The organism is Stenotrophomonas sp. 10N36 (genome assembly GCF_056395005.1).
This window is the reverse complement of sequence record NZ_JBFTIS010000012.1, coordinates 84,730-103,984: the sequence shown is the minus strand read 5'-3', so window position 1 is coordinate 103,984 and position 19,255 is coordinate 84,730. Positions and strand designations below refer to the sequence as shown.

Sequence of the window (19,255 nt, the reverse complement as noted above, 5' to 3'; positions counted from 1 at the left end):
ATTCCGCTCATGGGAAATCTCCGCTAGGCTGGAAAGGTCGAGAGCTCCCCCGCTTGCCCAGTCTTATCACTTCGAGTGCTGCCTCGAGCAACTGTTCGGGCGGATCAAGGGAGATTCCGGCGTGGGCGCCCAGCTACAGGTCGATCGTCAAGATCCAGGCCCCTACGGCGGCCCACGCCGGCTCTCGACGCCTACGCTGCCAGATTCCGAACAGATAAGGCCCCTGGGCAAAATAAAGGAGGAGGCCGCCCAGCGGCCGGGGGACATTTGCACCAGGGGCCTACCGGCTGCTACGGGGCCCTTACGCTCGCGGCCAGCCCGATCGGAGATCGCCAGCCCATCCAAACGGCGCCTGCACACCCAACCCACCCGCGTAGCGTCGTGCTCACTCTGCGACGGCCCTTGCAACAACACGCTCCCCTCAGATGAGAGAAGAACCAAAAAAAAACGCCCCGCAATGCGGGGCGCCTTTCAACACGCGTTACCGGGACGATCAGCCCTGGTAGTCGCGCACGTCGCTGCCGGTGTAGACCTGGCGCGGACGGCCGATCTTCATTTCCGGATCGACCTGCTGTTCCAGCCAATGCGCAACCCAGCCGGAGGTACGGCCCAGCGCGAACATGACGGTGAACATTTCCGTCGGGATCTGCAGCGCCTTGTAGATGATGCCGCTATAGAAATCGACGTTCGGGTACAGCTTGCGGGCAACGAAGTAGTCGTCCTGCAGCGCGGCCTGTTCCAGCTTGACGGCCACGTCCAGCAGCGGATCCTGCACGCCCAGCTGCTTGAGCACCTTGCCGGTCATCTCACCGATGACCTTGGCGCGCGGGTCGAAGTTCTTGTACACGCGGTGGCCGAAGCCCATCAGGCGGAAGCCGGAGGTCTTGTCCTTGGCCTTGAGCACAGCGGACTCGACGTTGTCGGCCGAACCGATCTCTTCCAGCATCTTCAGCACGGCTTCGTTGGCACCGCCGTGGGCCGGACCCCACAGCGCGGTGACGCCCGCGGCGACCGACGCGTACGGGTTGGCACCGGTCGAACCAACCAGACGCACGGTCGAGGTCGAGGCGTTCTGCTCGTGGTCGGCGTGCAGGATGAACAGCAGGTCCAGTGCCTTGACCACGTCCTGGTTCAGTTCGTACTGGCCGTCGGCCGATTCAAAGGTCTGCTTCAGGAAGCGGCTGACGTAGTCCAGCGAGGTGTCCGGCGTGTTGGCCGGCAGGCCCTTGCCATGGCGGTAGATCAGGGCCGACAGGGTCGGCACCTTGGCGATCAGACGCACGGCGGCTTGGCGGCGCTGTTCGGCGTCGGACAGGTCCAGCGAGGCGTGGTAGATGCCCGACAGCTGCGCGATGGCGGCGGTCAGGATGGCCATCGGATGGGCGTCCTTGGCGAAGCTGCCGATCAGGGTGTTGATCGACGCATCGACGTTGGCTTCAGCGGCCAGCTCGTCGGTGAAGGCCTTCAACTGCTCGGCGCTCGGACGCTCGCCATTGATCAGCAGGTAGGCCACTTCGACGTAGCTGGACTTTTCCGAGAGCTGCTCGATCGGATAGCCGCGATACAGCAGCACGCCCTTGTCACCGTCGATATAGGTGATGGCGGACTTGCAGCTGGCGGTGGCAGTGAAGCCGGAGTCGTACGTGAAGAGACCGGTTTCCTTGGTCAGCTTCGAGATATCGACGCAATCGTTGCCGAGCGTAGGTTTGATGACGGGCAAAACAACCGACTTTTCGCCGGCGTTGAGCGTGACCTGATCAAGATCGGACACTGTGTGCGCTCCTCGAGGGAAGGCGCCCACCCAAGCGCATGGGGCAGGCACGTGAAGGAAGTCCACGATCGTTACCGTGGATCCCGCCATTATCGCACAGCAACATTTCTGCCGCCCTAGGACGGAAGTCGTAGACGCGGGTACGCGCCTGCGTATGGTGCGCCGTTCCAGCAGCGCCAAGGCCCCGCGCGGCATGCGGACAACAACGTCCGGACAGAGTGTTCCGCAGGCACCGGTGCGGCGCTTGGCCTGCGTTCAGTTCACGGCCCTGGAGCGGACACAAAAAAACAACGGCCGCCAAGGCGACCGTTGTTTTCGTGCAACTGCAGCGACAACTCAGCGCGCGTAGCGCTTCTGGAACTTGTCGATACGGCCGCTGGTGTCGATCACCTTGTGCTTGCCCGTGTAGAACGGATGCGAAGCCGAGGAGATTTCAACCTTGACGAGCGGGTACTCGTTGCCATCTTCCCACTTGACCGTTTCCTTGGCGGACATGGTCGAACGGGTCAGGATCTTGAAATCAGAGGTAACGTCGTGGAAAACCACGTCGCGGTAAACAGGATGAGTATCGGCCTTCATGGGCGCGCACCGTAATAAGGGCTGGTGATCAAGAGCGGCATTATAGCCCCGGATGCCGCAAAGGGCAAGCCGGGACCATCAACCGTGCGAAAGGTCCGCCGCAGCGGCGTCATCAGACGCCGAGTGCCGACCGGACCTGGGCTTCAAAACGCCCCTGGTCGTAGGCCATCAGCAGCTGGGTGTTATCCGGCTGCCCGGTCTGGCGGTTCCAGTCGACAATGGTAGCACCTCGGCTGTGCACGCCGGCCAGTTCGACGTTCAGGGGACGCGATTCGACCCGCAGGGCGCCTTCGGGCTGCAGCGCCCAGGCCATGGCCAGGGCATCGGCGGCGAACCAGCGCTCGCCGCGGCTGTCTTCGGACCACAGGCGGGTCTGGCGCGAAATCAGCTCATAGAACCGGGCCTTGTCGGTGTCGGCGGCCAGCCACTTCTCGACATCGGCGTGCAGCAGGCCGTGGGCGACGGTGGCCTCCCAGTCGGCCACTTCGATGTGCGGGAAGCCGGTGAACACGACGTGCGCCGCTTCGGGGTCGAAGGCGATGTTGAACTCGGCCGCCGGGGTGATGTTGCCGTGGCAGGTCACTGCCCCGCCCATCACCAGGAAGCGCTTCACGCGCTGCGGCAGGGTCGGGTCGAGCTTGAGGGCCAGGGCCAGGTTGGTCAGCGGACCCAAGGCGACCAGGAACAGCTCGCCGGCGTACTGGTGCGACAGGCGCAGGATCGCCAGCGCGGCGTGCTCGGCTTCGGCCTGGCGCTTGGCGGCCGGCAGGTTCACATCGCCAAAGCCGTCGGCGCCATGCACGTGGGCCGCGTCAACGGAGGGATGCAGCAGCGGGTCGGCGGTACCGGCGTAGACCGGCACGTCTTCGCGACCGGCCACTTCACACAGTTTGAGCGCGTTGCGCACGGTGTGCTCGAGGCCCACATTGCCGGCGGCGATGGTCAGGCCGACGATATCGTGGCGCTCATCGGCGAAGGCCATCAACAGGGCCAGGGCGTCATCGACACCCGGATCGGTGTCGATCAACAGCGGAATCTTCTTGGTCATCGTTGCCGTCTTGATAATCGGCAAGGGACTTTCGCACCCTGTCATGACAAATACAAGGCGGGGGCGATTAGGCGCGGGCAGGTACCGACCGTTGGTCGGTACAGGGTTGAAAGGCGCCGCTTCGATCGGTCCGCCTGCGACCAGATGGGCCCCTTCGGGGCCGGTAGGCCCGTAGCGGGAAAATCAGAAGATTCGCGCTGTTTTACGCCGCCGCGTAGCGCACGGCCGTGCCGATCCAGCGGCGCACGACCTTGTCAGCCACGTCCGGTGCTTCGGCCAGCAGGCGCTCGGCCAGGTCGTGCACGCCCGGCAGCAGGTCGGCGTCGCGGGCCAGGTCGGCCATGCGGAATGCAGCCAGGCCGGTCTGGCGGGTGCCGAGCAGTTCGCCGGGGCCGCGCAGTTCCAGGTCCTTTTCGGCGATCAGGAAGCCGTCGTTGGTCTGGCGCATGGTTTCCAGCCGCTGGCGCGCCATCGCCGACAGCGGTGCCTGGTACAGCAGCACGCAGCGCGACACGGCCGAGCCGCGCCCTACCCGGCCGCGCAGCTGGTGCAGCTGGGCCAGGCCGAGACGCTCGGCGTTTTCGATGATCATCAGCGATGCATTGGGAACGTCCACGCCCACTTCGATCACGGTGGTGGCCACCAGCAGGTCGAGCTGACCGGCCTTGAACGCCACCATCGTGGCGAGTTTTTCGCTGGCCTTGAGCCGACCATGCACCAGGCCCACGCGCACGCCCGGCAACAGCGCCTGCAGCGATTCGAAGGTGGCCTGGGCCGGGGTGGCATCGAGCTCGTCGCTTTCCTCGATCAGCGTGCACACCCAGTACACCTGTTGCCCCTCGGCGCAAGCCACGGCGATGCGCTGGATCAGTTCGGGGCGCCGGTCGTTGTTGAACGCCACGGTCTGCACCGGGGTGCGCCCCGGCGGCAGTTCATCGATGGCCGACACATCCAGGTCGGCATACTCGGACATCGCCAGCGTGCGCGGGATCGGGGTGGCGGTCATCACCAGCTGGTGCGGCACGCTGCGCCCGTCGGCGCCCTTGTCGCGCAGGGCCAGGCGCTGATGCACGCCGAAGCGGTGCTGCTCGTCGACGATGGCCAGGGCGAGATCCTTGAACACCACGCTGTCCTGCATCAGGGCATGGGTGCCGACCACCACCTGTGCATCGCCGGAGGCCACGTCGGCCAGGACCTTGGTGCGCGCCTTGCCGGTGACCTTGCCGGCCAGCCAGGCGGTGCGCACGCCCAGCGGTTCCAGCCAGGCGCGCAGGTTGTTGAGGTGCTGTTCGGCCAGCAGTTCAGTGGGCGCAGCCAATGCAACCTGCTTGCCCCGCTCCACTGCCAGCATCGCCGCCAACGCGGCCACCACGGTCTTGCCCGACCCCACATCCCCCTGCACCAGACGCAGCATCGGGTGCGCCTTGATCAGGTCCTTGCGGATCTGTTCGAACACGCGCTGCTGCGCCCCGGTGAGCTGGAACGGCAAGCTGTCGCGCAGCTGCCTGACCAACACGCCCGGCCCGCGCAGCGACGGTGCGTGGTGCGCCTGCAGTGCCATGCGCTGACGGCGCAGGCTGAGGTGGTGGGCCAGCAGTTCTTCGATGGCCAGGCGGCGCTGTGCCGGGTGGCGGCCGGCGGCCAGCGCGGCCAGGTCGGCCGTCGGCGGCGGCCGGTGCACGGTCAGCAGCGCGCTGCGCAGCGACGGCAGGCCCATGCCGGACAACCAGCCCGGCGGCACCAGTTCCAGCGTGGATTCTTCCGGCAACCGGTCCAACGCCAGCCCGATGAACTTGCGCAGGGTGGCCGGGCCGACGCCTTCGATGGCCGGGTAGACCGGGTCGAGGCTGTCGCCGAGATCGTCATCGTCGTTGACGCCCATCACCCGGTAACTGGGGTGGACGATCTCCAGCCCGGTATGGCCGGGCTTGGCAGTGCCATAGCAGCGGATGCGCGCGCCGACGGCGAACTGCGACACCTGCTGCGAGCGGAAATGGAAAAAGCGCAGCACCAGGGTGCCGTAGGAGTCGTCCTCGATGGCGACCTTGAGCACCGGGCGGCCACGGAAGCCGCGTTCAACCGCGCTGACCCGCCCTTCCACCTGCGCGGCCACGCCGGGCTGCAGTTGGGCGATGGTGGTCAGCCGGGTGCGGTCTTCATAACGCAGGGGCAGGTGCAGCCACAGGTCCTGCAACGAGGACAGGCCACGGGCCTCAAGCTTGGTGGCCACCGCCGGGCCGATCCCGGGAAGCATCGACAGCGATGCTTCTCCGGCCGCGGCCAGGGCCGGTGCAGGAGCCCGTAACCGTGCCACGTCAGGCCTGGTCGAGCACCATCACCGCATCAACCTCGAAGTTGGCGCCCTTGGGCAGGCCGGACACTTCGATGGTGGAACGGGCCGGGAACGGGGCCTTGAAGTAATCCTGCATGACCGCGTTGACCTTGGCGAACTCGGCCAGGTCGGTGAGGTACAGGCCGAGGCGGACGATCTGGTCCAGCGAACCACCGGCTTCTTCGGCCACGGCCTTGAGGTTGTCGAACGCGCGGCGGGCCTGCGCTTCGATGTCGCCGGCACCGACGATGTCACCGGTGACCGGGTCCAGCGGGATCTGGCCGGAGAAGTACACGGTGTTGCCGGCACGCACAGCCTGCGAATACGGACCGATCGCGGCCGGGGCGTTGGCGCTGGTGATGATCTGGCGGGACATGGGAGCTCCAGGGGGACAAAAATGGGCCCACCATTGTACCGCCGAAGCCAAGGTCCGAAGCCGCGATCGAAGCCGCAATCGAAGCCGCAATCTCTGGTAGAGCCGACCGTTGGTCGGCTGGCCGGAGAATGACGAAGACGATTGGTCGGCTGGCCGGAAAATGACGAAGACGGTTGGTCGGCTGGCCGGAGAATGACGAAGACGGTTGGTCGGCTGGCCGACCAAATCGATCATTGCCGCGAGATGTACGGCAGCCGACCAACGGTCGGCTCTACCTCGGTGGTGTGCCCATTGTCCGGCGAAGAGGCGTTGGAGCCGATCATCGCCGCGCGGTGTGCGAGCAGCCGACCAACGGTCGGCTCTACCTCGGTGGTGTGCCCATTGCCCGGCGAAGAGGCGTTGGAGCCGGCCATCGCCGCGCGGTCTACGGCAGCCGACCAACGGTCGGCTCTACCCCCCGGTGGTGCGCCCATTGCCCGGCGAAGCGCGTCGGCGCCCATCATCGCCGCGCGGAACGCGGTTTATTGCCGGCGAACCGACTGCACCACCGACAACCGCCGCAGTCTGCGCATGACCTCGGCCAGGTGGTTGCGGTCGCGGACCTGGATGTTGAAGGCCAGCACCGCCGCATTGAAATCGCGGTCGAGGTAGTCCACGCGTTCGATGTTGGAATGGCTCTGGGCGATCGCCGCGGCCAGCTGGGCCAGCACGCCGGTGCCGTTTTCCACTTCCACCACCAGCGAGGTGTCGTAGTCGCCGGACACGGTGGTGTCCCAGCCGATGGGCACCCAGCGCTCGGGCGACTTGCGCAGTTCGGCCAGGTTCGGGCAGTCCATGCGATGCACCACGATGCCCTTGCCGGCGGTGTGGTAGCCCATGATGTCGTCGCCCGGGATCGGTTGGCAGCAGTTGGCGAAGCTGACCACGCCGCGCTCGCTGCCGTTGATCAGGATCTTTTCCTGCGAATGCTTGGAATGCGCGCCGCCGCGCAGTTCGGCGTAGGCCATCAGCGCCTGTGCGGCCTGGTTGGGCATCCAGTTGCCCAGCGCCACTTCGGCCAACAAGGCCTCCAGGCGCGGGTAACGGTGTTCGGCCAGGAACGCATCCAGGCGCCCCTTGGGCAGGCGTTCGAGCGAGCTGTCCATCGCCTCCAGCGCGCGGTCGAGCATACGGTGGCCCAGCTGCACCGCGTCTTCGTGCTCCAGCTGTTTGAGCTGGTGGCGGATCGCGGTGCGTGCCTTGGAACTGACCACGAACTCCAGCCACTGCGGCTTGGGCGTGGCCGAGCGCGCGGTGATCACTTCCACGGTCTGCCCGCTGACCAGCTTGGTGCGCAGCGGCACCAGCTTCTTGTCCACGCGCGAGGCCACGGCCATGTTGCCCACGTCGGTGTGCACCGCATAGGCGAAATCGAGCGCGGTGGAGTTGCGCGGCAGGGCCAGGATCTTGCCCTTCGGGGTGAACAGGTAAACCTCGTCCGGGAACAGGTCCACCTTGACGTTGTCCAGGAACTCCAGCGACGAACCGGCGGCGCGCTGGGAATCGATCAGTTCCACGATCCAGGCATGCGCGCGGCTCTGCGCGCTGTTGGGCGAGTCGCCGCCGAACTTGTAGGTCCAGTGCGCGGCCACGCCGCGCTCGGCGATCAGGTCCATTTCCTCGGTGCGGATCTGCACTTCGATCGGCGACCCGTACGGCCCGAACAGCACCGTGTGCAGCGACTGGTAACCGTTGGCCTTGGGGATCGCGATGAAATCGCGGAAGCGCCCGTCCAGCGGCTTGAAGGTGGCATGCACCGCGCCCAGCGCATGGTAGGCGCTGGGCACGTTGCGCACGACCAGGCGGAAGCCGAACACATCCATCACCTGGTCGAAGGATTTGTTCTCGTCGTGCATCTTGTTGTAGATGCTCCACGGGGTCTTGATGCGGCTGACCAGCCGGTGCTCCAGCCCTTCCTTGGCCAGGCGCTGGGACAGCTGCACCTCCACCTGCGCCATCGCCTCGCGGCGGACCACCGGCTGGCTGCGGATGTGCTTTTCCAGGATGGCGTGGCGCCACGGGTACAGCGCCTTGAAGCCCAGGTTCTGCAGCTCGCTCTTGACCAGGCTCATGCCCAGCCGCTGCGCGATGGGGGCGTAGATCTCCAGCGTTTCACGGGCGATGCGGCCGCGCGCTTCGCGGCTCTGCGCGCCCAGCGTGCGCATGTTGTGCAGGCGGTCAGCCAGCTTGATCATGATTACGCGCAGGTCGCGCGACATCGCCAGCAGCATCTTGCGGAAGCTCTCGGCGGCCGCTTCCTGGCGGTCGCGGAATTTCAGCTTGTCCAGCTTGGTCACGCCGTCGACCAGCTCGGCCACCGCTTCGCCGAACTCGGCGGCCAGTTCCTCGCGCGTCAGCGGGGTGTCTTCGATGGTGTCGTGCAGGATCGCGGCGATCAGCGCTTCCACGTCCAGGCCGAGCTCGGCCAGCACCTGGGCCACGGCCACCGGATGGGTGATGTAGGGCTCACCGGACTTGCGGGTCTGCCCGGCATGCGCGGACGCACCCACTTCCCAGGCACGGCGCAGCAACGGCAGTTGCTCGGGCGGCAGGTAATGCGCTGCACGTTCGAGCTGGAGGACATAGTCGGGTACGGCCGCGCCGGGGGGCGAGGCGACCTTGGCAGTGGGGCCTGGGTTCATGCTGGAAGACTATTCCAGCGGCGGGATAACGGCAAACATCTGAACAGGGAGCGGAGGGGGGCGCGACGACCAACGGTCGTCGCCTACCCGCGTTGGACCGGTGACGGCGCGACGAGCAACGGTCGTTGCCTGCCACGTTGGACCGGTGACGGCGCGACGAGCAACGGTCGTTGCCTGCCACGTTGGACCGGTGGTGGCGCGACGACCAACGGTCGTCGCCTACCGGCGTTGGACGGGGGTGGTGCGATGGCCAACGGTCGTCGCCTGGACCGATCACCCTGCGTCGTTGCGTGCTGGAGTTTCCGGGGGCCCAGACGCAGAACAGCCCGCCAAGGCGGGCTGTTCGTGCAACCACAACCGGTTCGCGCGAGGCGATCAGTCGTCGTTCTTGGACATGTCTTCGTCGGCAACGACTTCGGCAGCGGCCCATTCCAGTGCTTCACGCTCGGCACGCTCGCGTTCGGCCTTCTCGACTTCGTCGATCAGGGCGTTGTCGATCTTGCGGGCGGCAATTTCGCGCAGCGCCAGCACGGTCGGCTTGTCTTCGGTTTCGCTGTTGTCCAGGGTGGCCTGGACGCCATTGGCCAGCTGACGGGCGCGCTTGGACGCCATCATGACCAGTTCGAAACGGTTGTTCACGACTTCCAGACAATCTTCTACGGTGATGCGGGCCATGCGGGCTCCCGGCAGCCGGTGAGGGCTGCTCAATCGAATGAGGGAAAGGGGACGGATTGTACCGGCGGGGGCTGGACAAAATCAAGCCAACCCGCTAGCACCCCGTTTGGAATCAGTCAGTTGGGGCCGCATCCTGGGTCAGCAACGCCTGGATCAGGCCCGCGTGGCGGACCTTCTGGGCCTCCCGGCGCAGCCGGCTGGCCGTGAAGATGGCGCACAGCTCGTCCACTGCGGTCTCGAACACCTCGTTGACGATGACGTAGTCGAAGTCGTTGAAATGCAGCATCTCTTCACGCGCGGCGGACAGGCGCTGGGCAATCACCGCCTCGCTGTCTTGGCCGCGCTTGCGCATGCGGTCCTGCAGCGCCTGCTTGGACGGCGGCAGGATGAACACCGTCACCGTGCCCGGCACCAGTTGCCGGACCTGCTGGGCGCCCTGCCAGTCGATCTCCAGCAGGACGTCCTGTCCGGCGGCCAGCTGCGGTTCCACCGACTGCCGCGCGGTGCCCTTCCAGTCGCCATGCACCCAGGCATGTTCGAAGAAGTCGCCGGCGGCGATCATCCGCTCGAATTCCTCGGCGCTGACGAAATGGTAGTGCTCGCCGTTGATTTCACCCGGGCGCGTGGCCCGCGAGGTGAACGAGATCGACAGGGCGATCTGCGGGTCGCGTGCCAGCGTGGCGTTGACGATGCTGCTCTTGCCGGCCCCGGAGGGCGCGGCCACGATGTACAGGGTGCCGCGCGCAGGCGCACCGGCGGGCGTGGGCTGGCTGCTCATTCGATGTTCTGCACCTGTTCGCGGATCTGGTCGATCAGCACCTTCAGCTCGACGGCGGCATTGGAGGTGCGGCTGTCCACCGACTTGGAGCCCAGCGTGTTGGCTTCGCGGTTGAATTCCTGCAGCAGGAAGTCCAGGCGGCGGCCCACCGGCTCGCGCTGGGTGAACACCCGGCGGATTTCGACGATATGGCTGCCCAGGCGGTCCAGCTCTTCATCCACGTCCAGCTTCTGCAGCCACATCACCAGCTCCTGCTCGGCACGGCCCGGATCGACCGGGTGCGGCAGGTCGGCCAGGCGCGCGGCCAGCTTGGTGCGCTGGCCCTCGCGGATCAACGGGATCAGCGTGGTGACCTCGGCGGCGATGCGCTCCACCCCGTCCACGCGTTCCTGGATGGCGGCGGCCAGCTTGTCGCCTTCACGCTCACGCGCGGCCACGAAACCGTCCAGGGTGGCATCCAGCAGGGCCAGCGCCTCGGCATGCAGCGCCGCGGCGTCCACCGCTTCGCCCTGCATCACCCCCGGCACCTGCAGCAGTTCGGTGAAGCTCACCTGCAGGCTGGGGAAGCCCGGCGCCAGGCGGCGGGCCAGTTCGCCCAGCTGGGCCAGCAGCACGTCGTTGACCACCAGTGCACCGGTGACCTCCGGCGCGCGCAGGCGCATGACCAGGTCGATCTTGCCGCGGCTGCAGCGGGAAGCGACGCGCTCGCGCAACTGCGGTTCCAACGCACGCAGCTCGTCGGGCAGGCGCACGCCCACCTCCAGGAACCGGTGGTTGACCGAGCGCAGCTCACAGGCCAGCGTGCCCCAGCGGGTGGCGCGCTCGCCGCCGGCATAGGCGGTCATGCTTCGAATCATGGTGGGTTTTCCGATGTTCCCAAAGGGGGAATGGTACCCTAGCGGTCTCATTCGAGCCTCCCTGCCTGCCCCCTCGGGGTGCGGGCATGGTCGCGTTCCCCCAGCTTCCACGGAACCCCAACGCATGTCCGACACCCGTCCCAGCGGCCGCCAGGCCGACCAGCTGCGCGAAGTGCGCATCGAGCGCGCCTTCACCCGTCACGCCGAGGGCTCGGTGCTGGTCAGCTTCGGTGAAACCCGCGTGCTGTGCACCGCCAGCGTGGAAAACCGCGTGCCCGGCTTCCTGCGTGGCAAGGGCGAAGGCTGGGTCACCGCCGAGTACGGCATGCTGCCGCGCTCCACCCACACCCGCAACGACCGCGAAGCCGCGCGTGGCAAGCAGGGCGGCCGCACGCTGGAAATCCAGCGCCTGATCGGCCGCACCCTGCGCGCCTGCATCGACCGCGGCGCCTTGGGCGAGCGCACCATCACCCTGGACTGCGACGTCCTGCAGGCCGATGGCGGCACCCGTACCGCCGCCATCACCGGTGCCTACGTGGCGCTGGTGGACGCGGTGAACTTCCTGATCAAGCGCGGCGACATCAAGCGCAACCCGATCTTCGGCGCGGTGGCGGCGGTGTCGGTGGGCGTGTACCGCGGCACCCCGGTGCTGGACCTGGATTACGCCGAAGACAGTGACTGCGACACCGACATGAACGTGGTCATGAATGATGGCGGCGGTTTCATCGAACTGCAGGGCACCGCCGAAGGCCACGCGTTCCGTCGCGACGAGCTGGACGCGCTGCTGGTGCTGGCCGAAAAGGGCATCAAAGACTTGTTTGCGGCACAGCAGGCCGCCCTGGCGTCTGCATGAACCGCCGCATCGCGCTGACCACCCTGGTGGTGGCCGACTACGACGAGGCCATTGCCTGGTACACCGGCATGCTCGGCTTCGCCCTGATCGACGACATCGACCAGGGTGACAAGCGCTGGGTGGTGGTCGGGCCGACCGACGGCATCGCGGCGGCCCTGCTGCTGGCGCGTGCCAGCAATGACGAGCAGCGCAGCCGGATCGGCAACCAGACCGGCGGCCGCGTCGGCTTCTTCCTGAACACCGACGATTTCTGGCGCGACCACGCCGCGATGACCGCGCGTGGCGTGGATTTCCTGGAGACCCCGCGCGAAGAGGTGTACGCCACCGTGGCGGTGTTCCGCGACCTGTATGGCAACACCTGGGACCTGCTGGAGCCGAAATGAAGACACTGGTACTGGCCAGCGGCAACGCCGGCAAGCTGAAGGAACTGCAGGCCATGCTGGGCGACCTGACGCTGCAGATCGTGGCGCAGGGCGAGCTGGGCGTCAGTGACGTGCCGGAAACCGGCCTGACCTTCGTCGAGAACGCGTTGATCAAGGCGCGCCACGCCAGTGCCGTCACCGGCCTGCCGGCGCTGGCCGACGATTCGGGCCTGATCGTGGACGCGCTGGACGGCGCGCCCGGTCTGTACAGCGCGCGCTATGCGGGCAGCCCGACCAACGATGCGGCCAACAACGCCAAGCTGCTCGAGGCGCTGCGCGAGGTGCCGGCCGACCGCCGCACCGCCCGCTTCTACGCGGTGATCGTGCTGCTGCGCCACGCCAACGACCCGCAGCCGCTGATCTGCGAAGGCAGCTGGGAAGGGGTGATCCTGGACGAGTTGCGTGGCAGCAACGGCTTCGGATACAACCCGGTCTTCCTGGATCCGGCCCTGGGCCTGACCGCAGCGGAGATGGACCCGGCGCAGAAGAATGCCATCAGTCATCGCGCGCTGGCCCTGCAGTTGCTCAAGCAGAAACTGCCCGCGTTGCTCTGATGCCTCCCCTGATGATGTCTGGAGAGCCGGCCAGCGGCCGGCACTACCCGTGAATTCCATGCCTCAGCCCCACGACCATTGCGACCACCTGCCCGGCGAACACTGCGCGGGCGACCACGACCACGCGCCGCGGCTGATTCCGCCGCCGCTGGCGCTGTACGTGCACCTGCCATGGTGCGTGCGCAAATGCCCGTACTGCGATTTCAACTCGCACGCGGCCAAGGGCGAACTGCCGTTCGAGGCGTACATCGACGCCCTGATCCGCGACCTGGACCAGGACCTGCCGCTGGTCTGGGGCCGGGTGGTGAGCAGTGTGTTCTTCGGCGGTGGCACGCCCAGCCTGTTCCCGCCCGAGGCGATCGACCGCTTCCTGCAGGCGGCGTCGGCCCGGCTGCGGTTCGCGCCGAACCTGGAAGTGACCCTGGAAACCAATCCGGGCACCGCCGAGCACGGTCGCTTCGACCGCTACCGCGCGGCCGGCGTGAACCGGATCAGCTTCGGCATCCAGACCTTCAACGACGAGGCGCTCAAGCGCCTGGGCCGCATCCACGACAGCGGCGAAGCCGAGCGTGCGGTGAAGCTGGCCCAGGATGCGGGCTACGACAACTTCAACATCGACCTGATGTACGCGTTGCCCCAGCAGACGCTGGCCCAGGCCGAACATGACCTGGAACGCGCGTTCGCGCTGCAGCCCACGCACATGTCGCACTACCAGCTCACCCTGGAGCCGAACACGGTGTTCTTCGCGCGGCCGCCGCAGGGCATTCCCGACGAAGACTCGGCGTGGGACATCCAGGAGCACTGCCAGGCGCTGCTGGCCGAGGCCGGCTACGCGCAGTACGAAGTCAGTGCCTACGCCAAGCCGGGCCGACAGAGCGCGCACAATCTGAACTACTGGCGCTTTGGTGACTACCTGGGCATCGGCGCGGGCGCGCACGGCAAGATCAGCAGCGGGGCCGAGCAGCACGTGCTGCGGCGCTGGAAGCACAAGCACCCACAGACCTTCATGGATGCGGCGGGCACGGCGGCGGCGATCGGCGGCGATGACGTGATCGATGGCGAGCGCCTGCCGTTCGAATACATGCTCAACCTGCTGCGTCTGCATGAGGGGTTCACCCTGAAGGACTTCGAATCGCGTACCGGTCTCGAGCGCGCGAGCATCGCCGTGCCCTTGCAGGCGGCGATCCAGCGCGGCTGGATGACCCTGGACGGCGAGCATGCCCGCCCCACCGAGCTGGGCCGGCGCTTCACCAACGACGTGGTCGAACTGTTCCTCCCCGCGTAGAGCCGACCGTTGGTCGGCTGCTGTTGCTCTGATGCCGTTGGTCTGTTGCACATTGCACACGTTTGGGAATCCGCCGAAGGCAGCCGACCAACGGTCGGCTCTACCGCGGGGCGATGCGTGGGGAACAACCGACCAACGGTCGGCTCTACGGAGGGGGCGATGCGCGAGGTAGAGCCGACCGTTGGTCGGCTGCCGTTGGCGACATCCCGGCCATGCGCGAAGACCGGCCATGCGCGAAGAACAGCCGACCAACGGTCGGCTCTACGGCGGAGGCGATGCGTGAGGGTAGAGCCGACCGTTGGTCGGCTGCCGTTGGCGACATCCCGGCCGTGCGCGAAGAACAACCGACCAACGGTCGGCTCTACGGCGGGGGCGATGCGCGGGGTAGTGCCGACCGTTGGTCGGCTGCCGTTGGCGACATCGCGGCCATGCGCGAAGAACAGCCGACCAACGGTCGGCTCTACGGCGGGGGCGATGCGCGGGGGTAGAGCCGACCGTTGGTCGGCTGCCGTTGGCGACATCCTGGCCGTGCGCGAAGAACAGCCGACCAACGGTCGGCTCTACGGCGGGGGCAATGCGTGGGGGTAGAGCCGACCGTTGGTCGGCTGCCGTTGGTCGGCTGCCGTTGGCGACATCCCGGCCATGCGCGAAGAGCAGCCGACCAACGGTCGGCTCTGCCCGCCGGGTGTCGGGGGATCCCTTCTGGCGGGGACACCGCGAAACCGTTAGATTCCTTACTCTCAGGTGAGCCGGAACCACAACGGATGTCTGCGTCCGCACCTTCATCGTCCCCGACCGACCCGGCGCGTTTCGCCCACGTGGCCGCGCCGCCGCGCGTGCGCCGCCTGCTGGCGTCGCTGCATGCGTTGGCCGCGCAGACCCTGGCCACCCCGCTGAAGCTGACCATCGTCGAACTGGAGCGCGAGCTGTTCCGCGATGCCGAGCGCGCGCGCAACAGCCAGATCCAGGCCGACATCTACGCCCAGACCCGGCGCCTGCACGAGGTCAACGCACAGTTCGCCCCGCTGTTCCTGGACGCACTGGGCCACGCCCTGGCCCAGCTGCGCGAGCCGCGCGTGCGCCATGTGCCGGCCCCGGCGGCCAGTACGCTCACCGCCAGCACCCTGACCCTGGTGGCCGACACCGACATCGACCGCGACATCGTGCTGGTGGAGATCATCCGCCGCGAGGCGCAACGATCGGCCAGCGCCCTGCAACTGCTGGGGCAACGCTTCGCGGTGCTCGCCGCCGGCCCGGAGTTCGATGTCGAAGACCTGCCGTTCGGCCCGCACGTGCTGTGCCGGATCGTGCGGGAACTCGGCGAACGCTTCGAACTGGGGCTGGAAACCCAGCTGGCGCTCTACCGCGTGTTCGACCGCCAGTTGATCGACCGGCTGGGCGAACTGCTGGAACGCGCCAACATCTTCCTCGGCCACGAAGGTGTCCTGCCCGGGCTGGTCTACACCCCCTACCTGGCGCGGTCGGCCACGACCCGGCGCATCGTCACCGGTCCAGAACGCAGCAGCCCCGCGCGTGAAGGCGGCAAGGTCAATCGCCCCCTGACCGGCTGGAGCGGATCGGCCCGCAACAGCGGGTGGGCGGCGATGACCAGCGAAGCGATGGGCGACCTGCCCGCCTCGCTGCGTCCCGGCCAGCCCGCGCCTGCCGCTGCCCCAAGCAACGCGCCCGCAGCCGCAGCAGGCGCCGCGCCACAGGATCTGTCGGCGCCGGCGATGTCGGCCCTGCACCAGCTGCTGGACGCCGCGCGGCATGCCAGCGCCAACGGACTGGCCGGGACGGCGGGCAGCGTGGCGGAGGAAGCCGCGGGCAGCGCCGCGGCGGCAGGCAACGCGCCGGCGTCGCCGGGCGTCCCCGCAGCGGCCAACCTCGGCCCCGGCCCCTCGGCCGGCCCGCCGGTTGCGGTGGCCAGCGAATCGGTCCATGCCACCCTGGCCAAGCTGCAGGCGCAGAGCGCCGGTACCGGCACGGCCCGGCGCAGCATGGCCGACCTGCACAACGCGCTGCTGGCCCAGATGCGCGCCGACCATGGCGCGCAGGCCGCCTTGACCGTCAAGGACAGCGACACCTTCGACCTGCTGGACATGCTGTACGGGCAGATCCAGCGCGAAGTGCGCCCGGACGCCGTCGCCGCCGACCTGCTGGCGCGCCTGCAGGTTCCGGTGGCACGGGCGGCCCTGTCCGACCCCGCGTTCTTCGTGCGCGACCAGCATCCCGCGCGGGAGCTGCTCAATGCGGTGGCCGAGGCGGGTGCCAACTGGCTGGGCGAAGACGACGTGGACCCGCAGCTGGTGCAGAAGCTGGGCCGCGCCGTGGACCAGGTGGTGGACGACTACCAGGGCGACGCGGCGGTGTTCGAGGCCGCCAACGAAGACATCCAGCAGCACTTCCGCGCGCTGGCGCACAAGGCCGAACTGGCCGAGCGCCGCCATGTGGAAGCCGCGCGCGGCAAGGAACGCCTGGAGTCGGCCAAACAGCAGGCCGGGGCCAGCATCGAACAGCTGTGCGCCCAATCCGAACCCCCACGCTTCGTGCAGTCGCTGCTGAAGCAGGCGTGGTCGGACGTGCTCACCCTCACCCTGCTCCGGCATGGCGAAGGCTCCGAGCAATGGCAGCAGCGGGAGCAGGAAACCGCCCGGATTGCCGAGGTGACCTGCCAGCCGCCCGGCACCGCGCCCAGCGATGCCGACCTGGGCGGCCAGGTGGAAGCCGCGCTGCTGCAGGTGGGCTACCACCAGGACGAAGCGGCCGCGATCGCGCGGCGCCTGTCCTCCCCGGGCGGCGAAGATGAAGGCAGTTCGCGCACCGAACTGACCGCGCGGATCCGTGCCCGCACCCGCCTGGGCGAACAGGGCGAGGGCCACGAGCCACGCAAGGTCGCGCCGCTGGCACGCAGCCTGGCCGAGGAAGACTGCTATCGCCAGCTGCGCACGCTGCCGTTCGGTACCTGGTTCGAATTCACCACCAACCAGCAGGGCGACCTGCGCCGCCAGCGGCTGTCGTGGTACAGCCTGCTCACCGACAATGCGTTGTTCGTCAATCCGCGCGGGCAGAAGGTGGGGGAACACTCGCTGGACGCGCTGGCCCGCCTGATGGCGCATGGCCAGGTGCGCATCGTCAACGAAGACAAGAGCCGCCTGATCGACCGCGCCTGGCAGGCGACGCTGCGCACGCTGCGTTCGCTGGCCGGCCCCGGCCCTGCCGCAGAGACCGCATCATGACCGCCGATACCGATACCCGCCGCGCCCCGCGCCGCCAGGTGGCCGAGCTGGTGCCCGTTACCGACATGCTGGCCGAGGCGGTGGTGGGACGGCTCGGCAATATTTCCGAGACCGGCATGCTCATGCTGGCCTCGGCACCGATGCACGACGACGCGCTGTACCAGCTGCAGTTCGCCATTCCCGGTCCGAACGGCCAGCCGCTGGCGCTGGACGTGGGCGCGCACCAGCTGTGGAGCGAGCAGACCCATGCCCCCGGCCAGGCCTGGGTGGGCTTCCGTTTCATCACCCTCAGCCGCGAGCACCGCGAATTGCTGCGGGCGTGGATCGCGCAGGAAACTTCGGCGGTCTGAGTGCCGGTTCCGGCACAGCGCGACGGGCCTGATTGCGGCAGAATCATGGGCTGCACTCCGCACTGCTTAACGAGCCTCCGCGATGAACCAGCCTGACCTTGGCGCCCTGTACTCCCATCACGTCAGCGTGCTGCGCCAGCGTGCCGATGAAGCGCTGGCGCGCGGCGGTTTCGATCACCTGGTGATTCCCAGCGGCACCCAGCACTACCAGGCGTTCGACGACCGCGACTACCCCTACGCGGTCAACCCGAACTTCAAGGCGTGGCTGCCGCTGACCAAGCTGCCCAACAGCTGGCTGGTGTACACCCCCGGCCAGCGCCCGACGCTGATCTTCTTCCAGCCGTTCGACTACTGGCACGTGGTGCCCGATGCCCCCAATGGCTGGTGGGTGGAGCACTTCGACATCGAGATCATCCGCAGCGCCGAGCATGCCCTGGCGCTGCTACCCAAGGACCCGGCGCGCTGCGCGATCCTGGGCGAGCCGCAGAGCACCCTGGGTGCGTTCGTGCCGAACAACCCCGAGCCGGTGCTGCATTACCTGGACTGGCAGCGCGGCTACAAGACCCCGTATGAAATCGCACTGATGCGCCAGGCCCAGCGCTTGGGCGTGCGCGGCCACCGCGCCGCCGAGGCCGCGTTCCGCGCCGGCGCCAGCGAGTTCGAGATCCACATGGCCTACTGCAGTGCGGTGGGCCAAGACGCCAACGAACTGCCCTACGGCAACATCATCGGCCTCAACGAACATGCCGCCGTGCTGCACTACACCGACCTGGGCCGCAGCGCGCCGACGCCGTTGCGCAGCTTCCTGATCGATGCCGGTGCCAGCGCCTACGGGTACGCCAGCGATATCACCCGCACCTATGCCGCCGCCGGCCATGACGAGTTCCAGGCCATGATCGATGCGGTCGACGCGGCCCAGCAGCAGATGGCCGCCGGCGTGCGTGCCGGGGTGGACTACAAGCAGCTGCACGTGGACGCGCACCTGTCGTTGATGGGCATCCTGAAGGACTTTGGCGTGCTCAAGGTGTCGCCCGAAGCGGCCCTGGCCACCGGCGTCAGCGCGGCGTTCTTCCCGCACGGCCTGGGCCACCTGATCGGCCTGCAGGTCCACGACGTGGCCGGTTTCGCCGCCAGCGACCGCGGCGGCCGCATCGAGCGCCCGCAGGGCCACCCGTACCTGCGCCTGACCCGTGTGCTGGAGCCGGGCATGGTGGTGACCATCGAACCGGGCGTGTACTTCATCGATATGCTGCTGGACGAAGTGAAGCAGGCCGGCAACGGCGACAGCATCGACTGGAGCCGCGTCGACTTCTTCCGCCCCTATGGCGGCATCCGCATCGAAGACGAAGTGCTGTGCACCGACGGCGATGCCGACAACCTGACCCGCCCGGCGTTCGCCGCGGCCGATTGACGGCGGCCGGTCCGTAGAGCCGGGCTCTGCCCGGCTGCACGCGA

At 67.7% G+C, this 19,255-nt stretch carries 16 protein-coding genes; 7 read left to right on the top strand and 9 right to left on the bottom strand.

The annotated features are described in order from the left end of the window. Window positions 1-493: 493 nt before the first annotated feature. The 9 genes from AC1DCJ_RS13420 to AC1DCJ_RS13380 form a co-directional block, all read right to left on the bottom strand. Complete coding sequence (locus AC1DCJ_RS13420; RefSeq protein WP_414715949.1) at window positions 494-1,861, bottom strand: citrate synthase; 1,368 nt, start codon at window positions 1,859-1,861, stop codon at window positions 494-496. Between the two features lie 246 nt (window positions 1,862-2,107). Then, complete coding sequence (locus AC1DCJ_RS13415; RefSeq protein ID WP_038686500.1) at window positions 2,108-2,350, bottom strand: type B 50S ribosomal protein L31; 243 nt, start codon at window positions 2,348-2,350, stop codon at window positions 2,108-2,110. Window positions 2,351-2,462: 112 nt separating this feature from the next. Then, on the bottom strand, window positions 2,463-3,398 hold the full coding sequence (locus AC1DCJ_RS13410) for a nucleoside hydrolase (protein ID WP_478071173.1): 936 nt from the start codon (window positions 3,396-3,398) through the stop codon (window positions 2,463-2,465). Between the two features lie 202 nt (window positions 3,399-3,600). Then, window positions 3,601-5,712, bottom strand: coding sequence for an ATP-dependent DNA helicase RecG (gene recG / locus AC1DCJ_RS13405; protein WP_478071172.1), 2,112 nt, complete (start codon window positions 5,710-5,712; stop codon window positions 3,601-3,603). Between the two features lies 1 nt (window position 5,713). Then, window positions 5,714-6,106 carry a RidA family protein gene (locus AC1DCJ_RS13400; protein WP_137190226.1) on the bottom strand — a complete coding sequence of 131 codons (393 nt, stop codon included), beginning with the start codon at window positions 6,104-6,106 and terminating at the stop codon, window positions 5,714-5,716. A 521-nt stretch (window positions 6,107-6,627) separates the two neighbouring features. Beyond that, window positions 6,628-8,787: a RelA/SpoT family protein gene (locus tag AC1DCJ_RS13395; RefSeq protein ID WP_038686491.1), complete on the bottom strand. Its 2,160-nt coding sequence runs from the start codon at window positions 8,785-8,787 to the stop codon at window positions 6,628-6,630. 375 nt (window positions 8,788-9,162) lie between these two features. Next, complete coding sequence (gene rpoZ / locus AC1DCJ_RS13390) at window positions 9,163-9,462, bottom strand: DNA-directed RNA polymerase subunit omega (RefSeq protein ID WP_005410877.1); 300 nt, start codon at window positions 9,460-9,462, stop codon at window positions 9,163-9,165. A 112-nt stretch (window positions 9,463-9,574) separates the two neighbouring features. Further along, window positions 9,575-10,240 carry a guanylate kinase gene (gene gmk / locus AC1DCJ_RS13385; RefSeq protein ID WP_137190228.1) on the bottom strand — a complete coding sequence of 222 codons (666 nt, stop codon included), beginning with the start codon at window positions 10,238-10,240 and terminating at the stop codon, window positions 9,575-9,577. Further along, on the bottom strand, window positions 10,237-11,097 hold the full coding sequence (locus tag AC1DCJ_RS13380; RefSeq protein ID WP_038686490.1) for a YicC/YloC family endoribonuclease: 861 nt from the start codon (window positions 11,095-11,097) through the stop codon (window positions 10,237-10,239). Before AC1DCJ_RS13380 ends, gmk begins: the two co-directional genes overlap by 4 nt. 124 nt (window positions 11,098-11,221) lie before the next feature. On the opposite strand from AC1DCJ_RS13380, the gene rph reads away from it, so the two are divergent. The 7 genes from rph (at window position 11,222) to pepQ (ending at window position 19,211) form a co-directional block, all read left to right on the top strand. Continuing rightward, the gene (gene rph / locus AC1DCJ_RS13375) at window positions 11,222-11,950 is read left to right on the top strand and encodes a ribonuclease PH (protein WP_038686489.1); all 729 of its coding nucleotides are present in this window, start codon (window positions 11,222-11,224) and stop codon (window positions 11,948-11,950) included. Further along, window positions 11,947-12,333 carry a VOC family protein gene (locus AC1DCJ_RS13370; RefSeq protein WP_478071171.1) on the top strand — a complete coding sequence of 129 codons (387 nt, stop codon included), beginning with the start codon at window positions 11,947-11,949 and terminating at the stop codon, window positions 12,331-12,333. Before rph ends, AC1DCJ_RS13370 begins: the two co-directional genes overlap by 4 nt. After that, window positions 12,330-12,926: an RdgB/HAM1 family non-canonical purine NTP pyrophosphatase gene (rdgB, locus tag AC1DCJ_RS13365; RefSeq protein ID WP_478071170.1), complete on the top strand. Its 597-nt coding sequence runs from the start codon at window positions 12,330-12,332 to the stop codon at window positions 12,924-12,926. The genes AC1DCJ_RS13370 and rdgB overlap by 4 nt, the downstream gene beginning before the upstream one ends. 58 nt (window positions 12,927-12,984) lie before the next feature. Continuing rightward, entirely contained in the window at window positions 12,985-14,211 is a 1,227-nt protein-coding gene (gene hemW, locus AC1DCJ_RS13360; protein ID WP_137190231.1) for a radical SAM family heme chaperone HemW, read from the top strand. Between the two features lie 764 nt (window positions 14,212-14,975). Next, window positions 14,976-17,450: a DUF1631 domain-containing protein gene (locus AC1DCJ_RS13355; RefSeq protein ID WP_478071169.1), complete on the top strand. Its 2,475-nt coding sequence runs from the start codon at window positions 14,976-14,978 to the stop codon at window positions 17,448-17,450. Next, entirely contained in the window at window positions 17,447-17,800 is a 354-nt protein-coding gene (locus AC1DCJ_RS13350) for a PilZ domain-containing protein (protein ID WP_137190233.1), read from the top strand. Before AC1DCJ_RS13355 ends, AC1DCJ_RS13350 begins: the two co-directional genes overlap by 4 nt. 82 nt (window positions 17,801-17,882) lie before the next feature. Beyond that, window positions 17,883-19,211, top strand: a complete 1,329-nt coding sequence (gene pepQ, locus AC1DCJ_RS13345; RefSeq protein WP_478071168.1) for a Xaa-Pro dipeptidase — start codon at window positions 17,883-17,885, stop codon at window positions 19,209-19,211. Window positions 19,212-19,255: the final 44 nt, after the last annotated feature.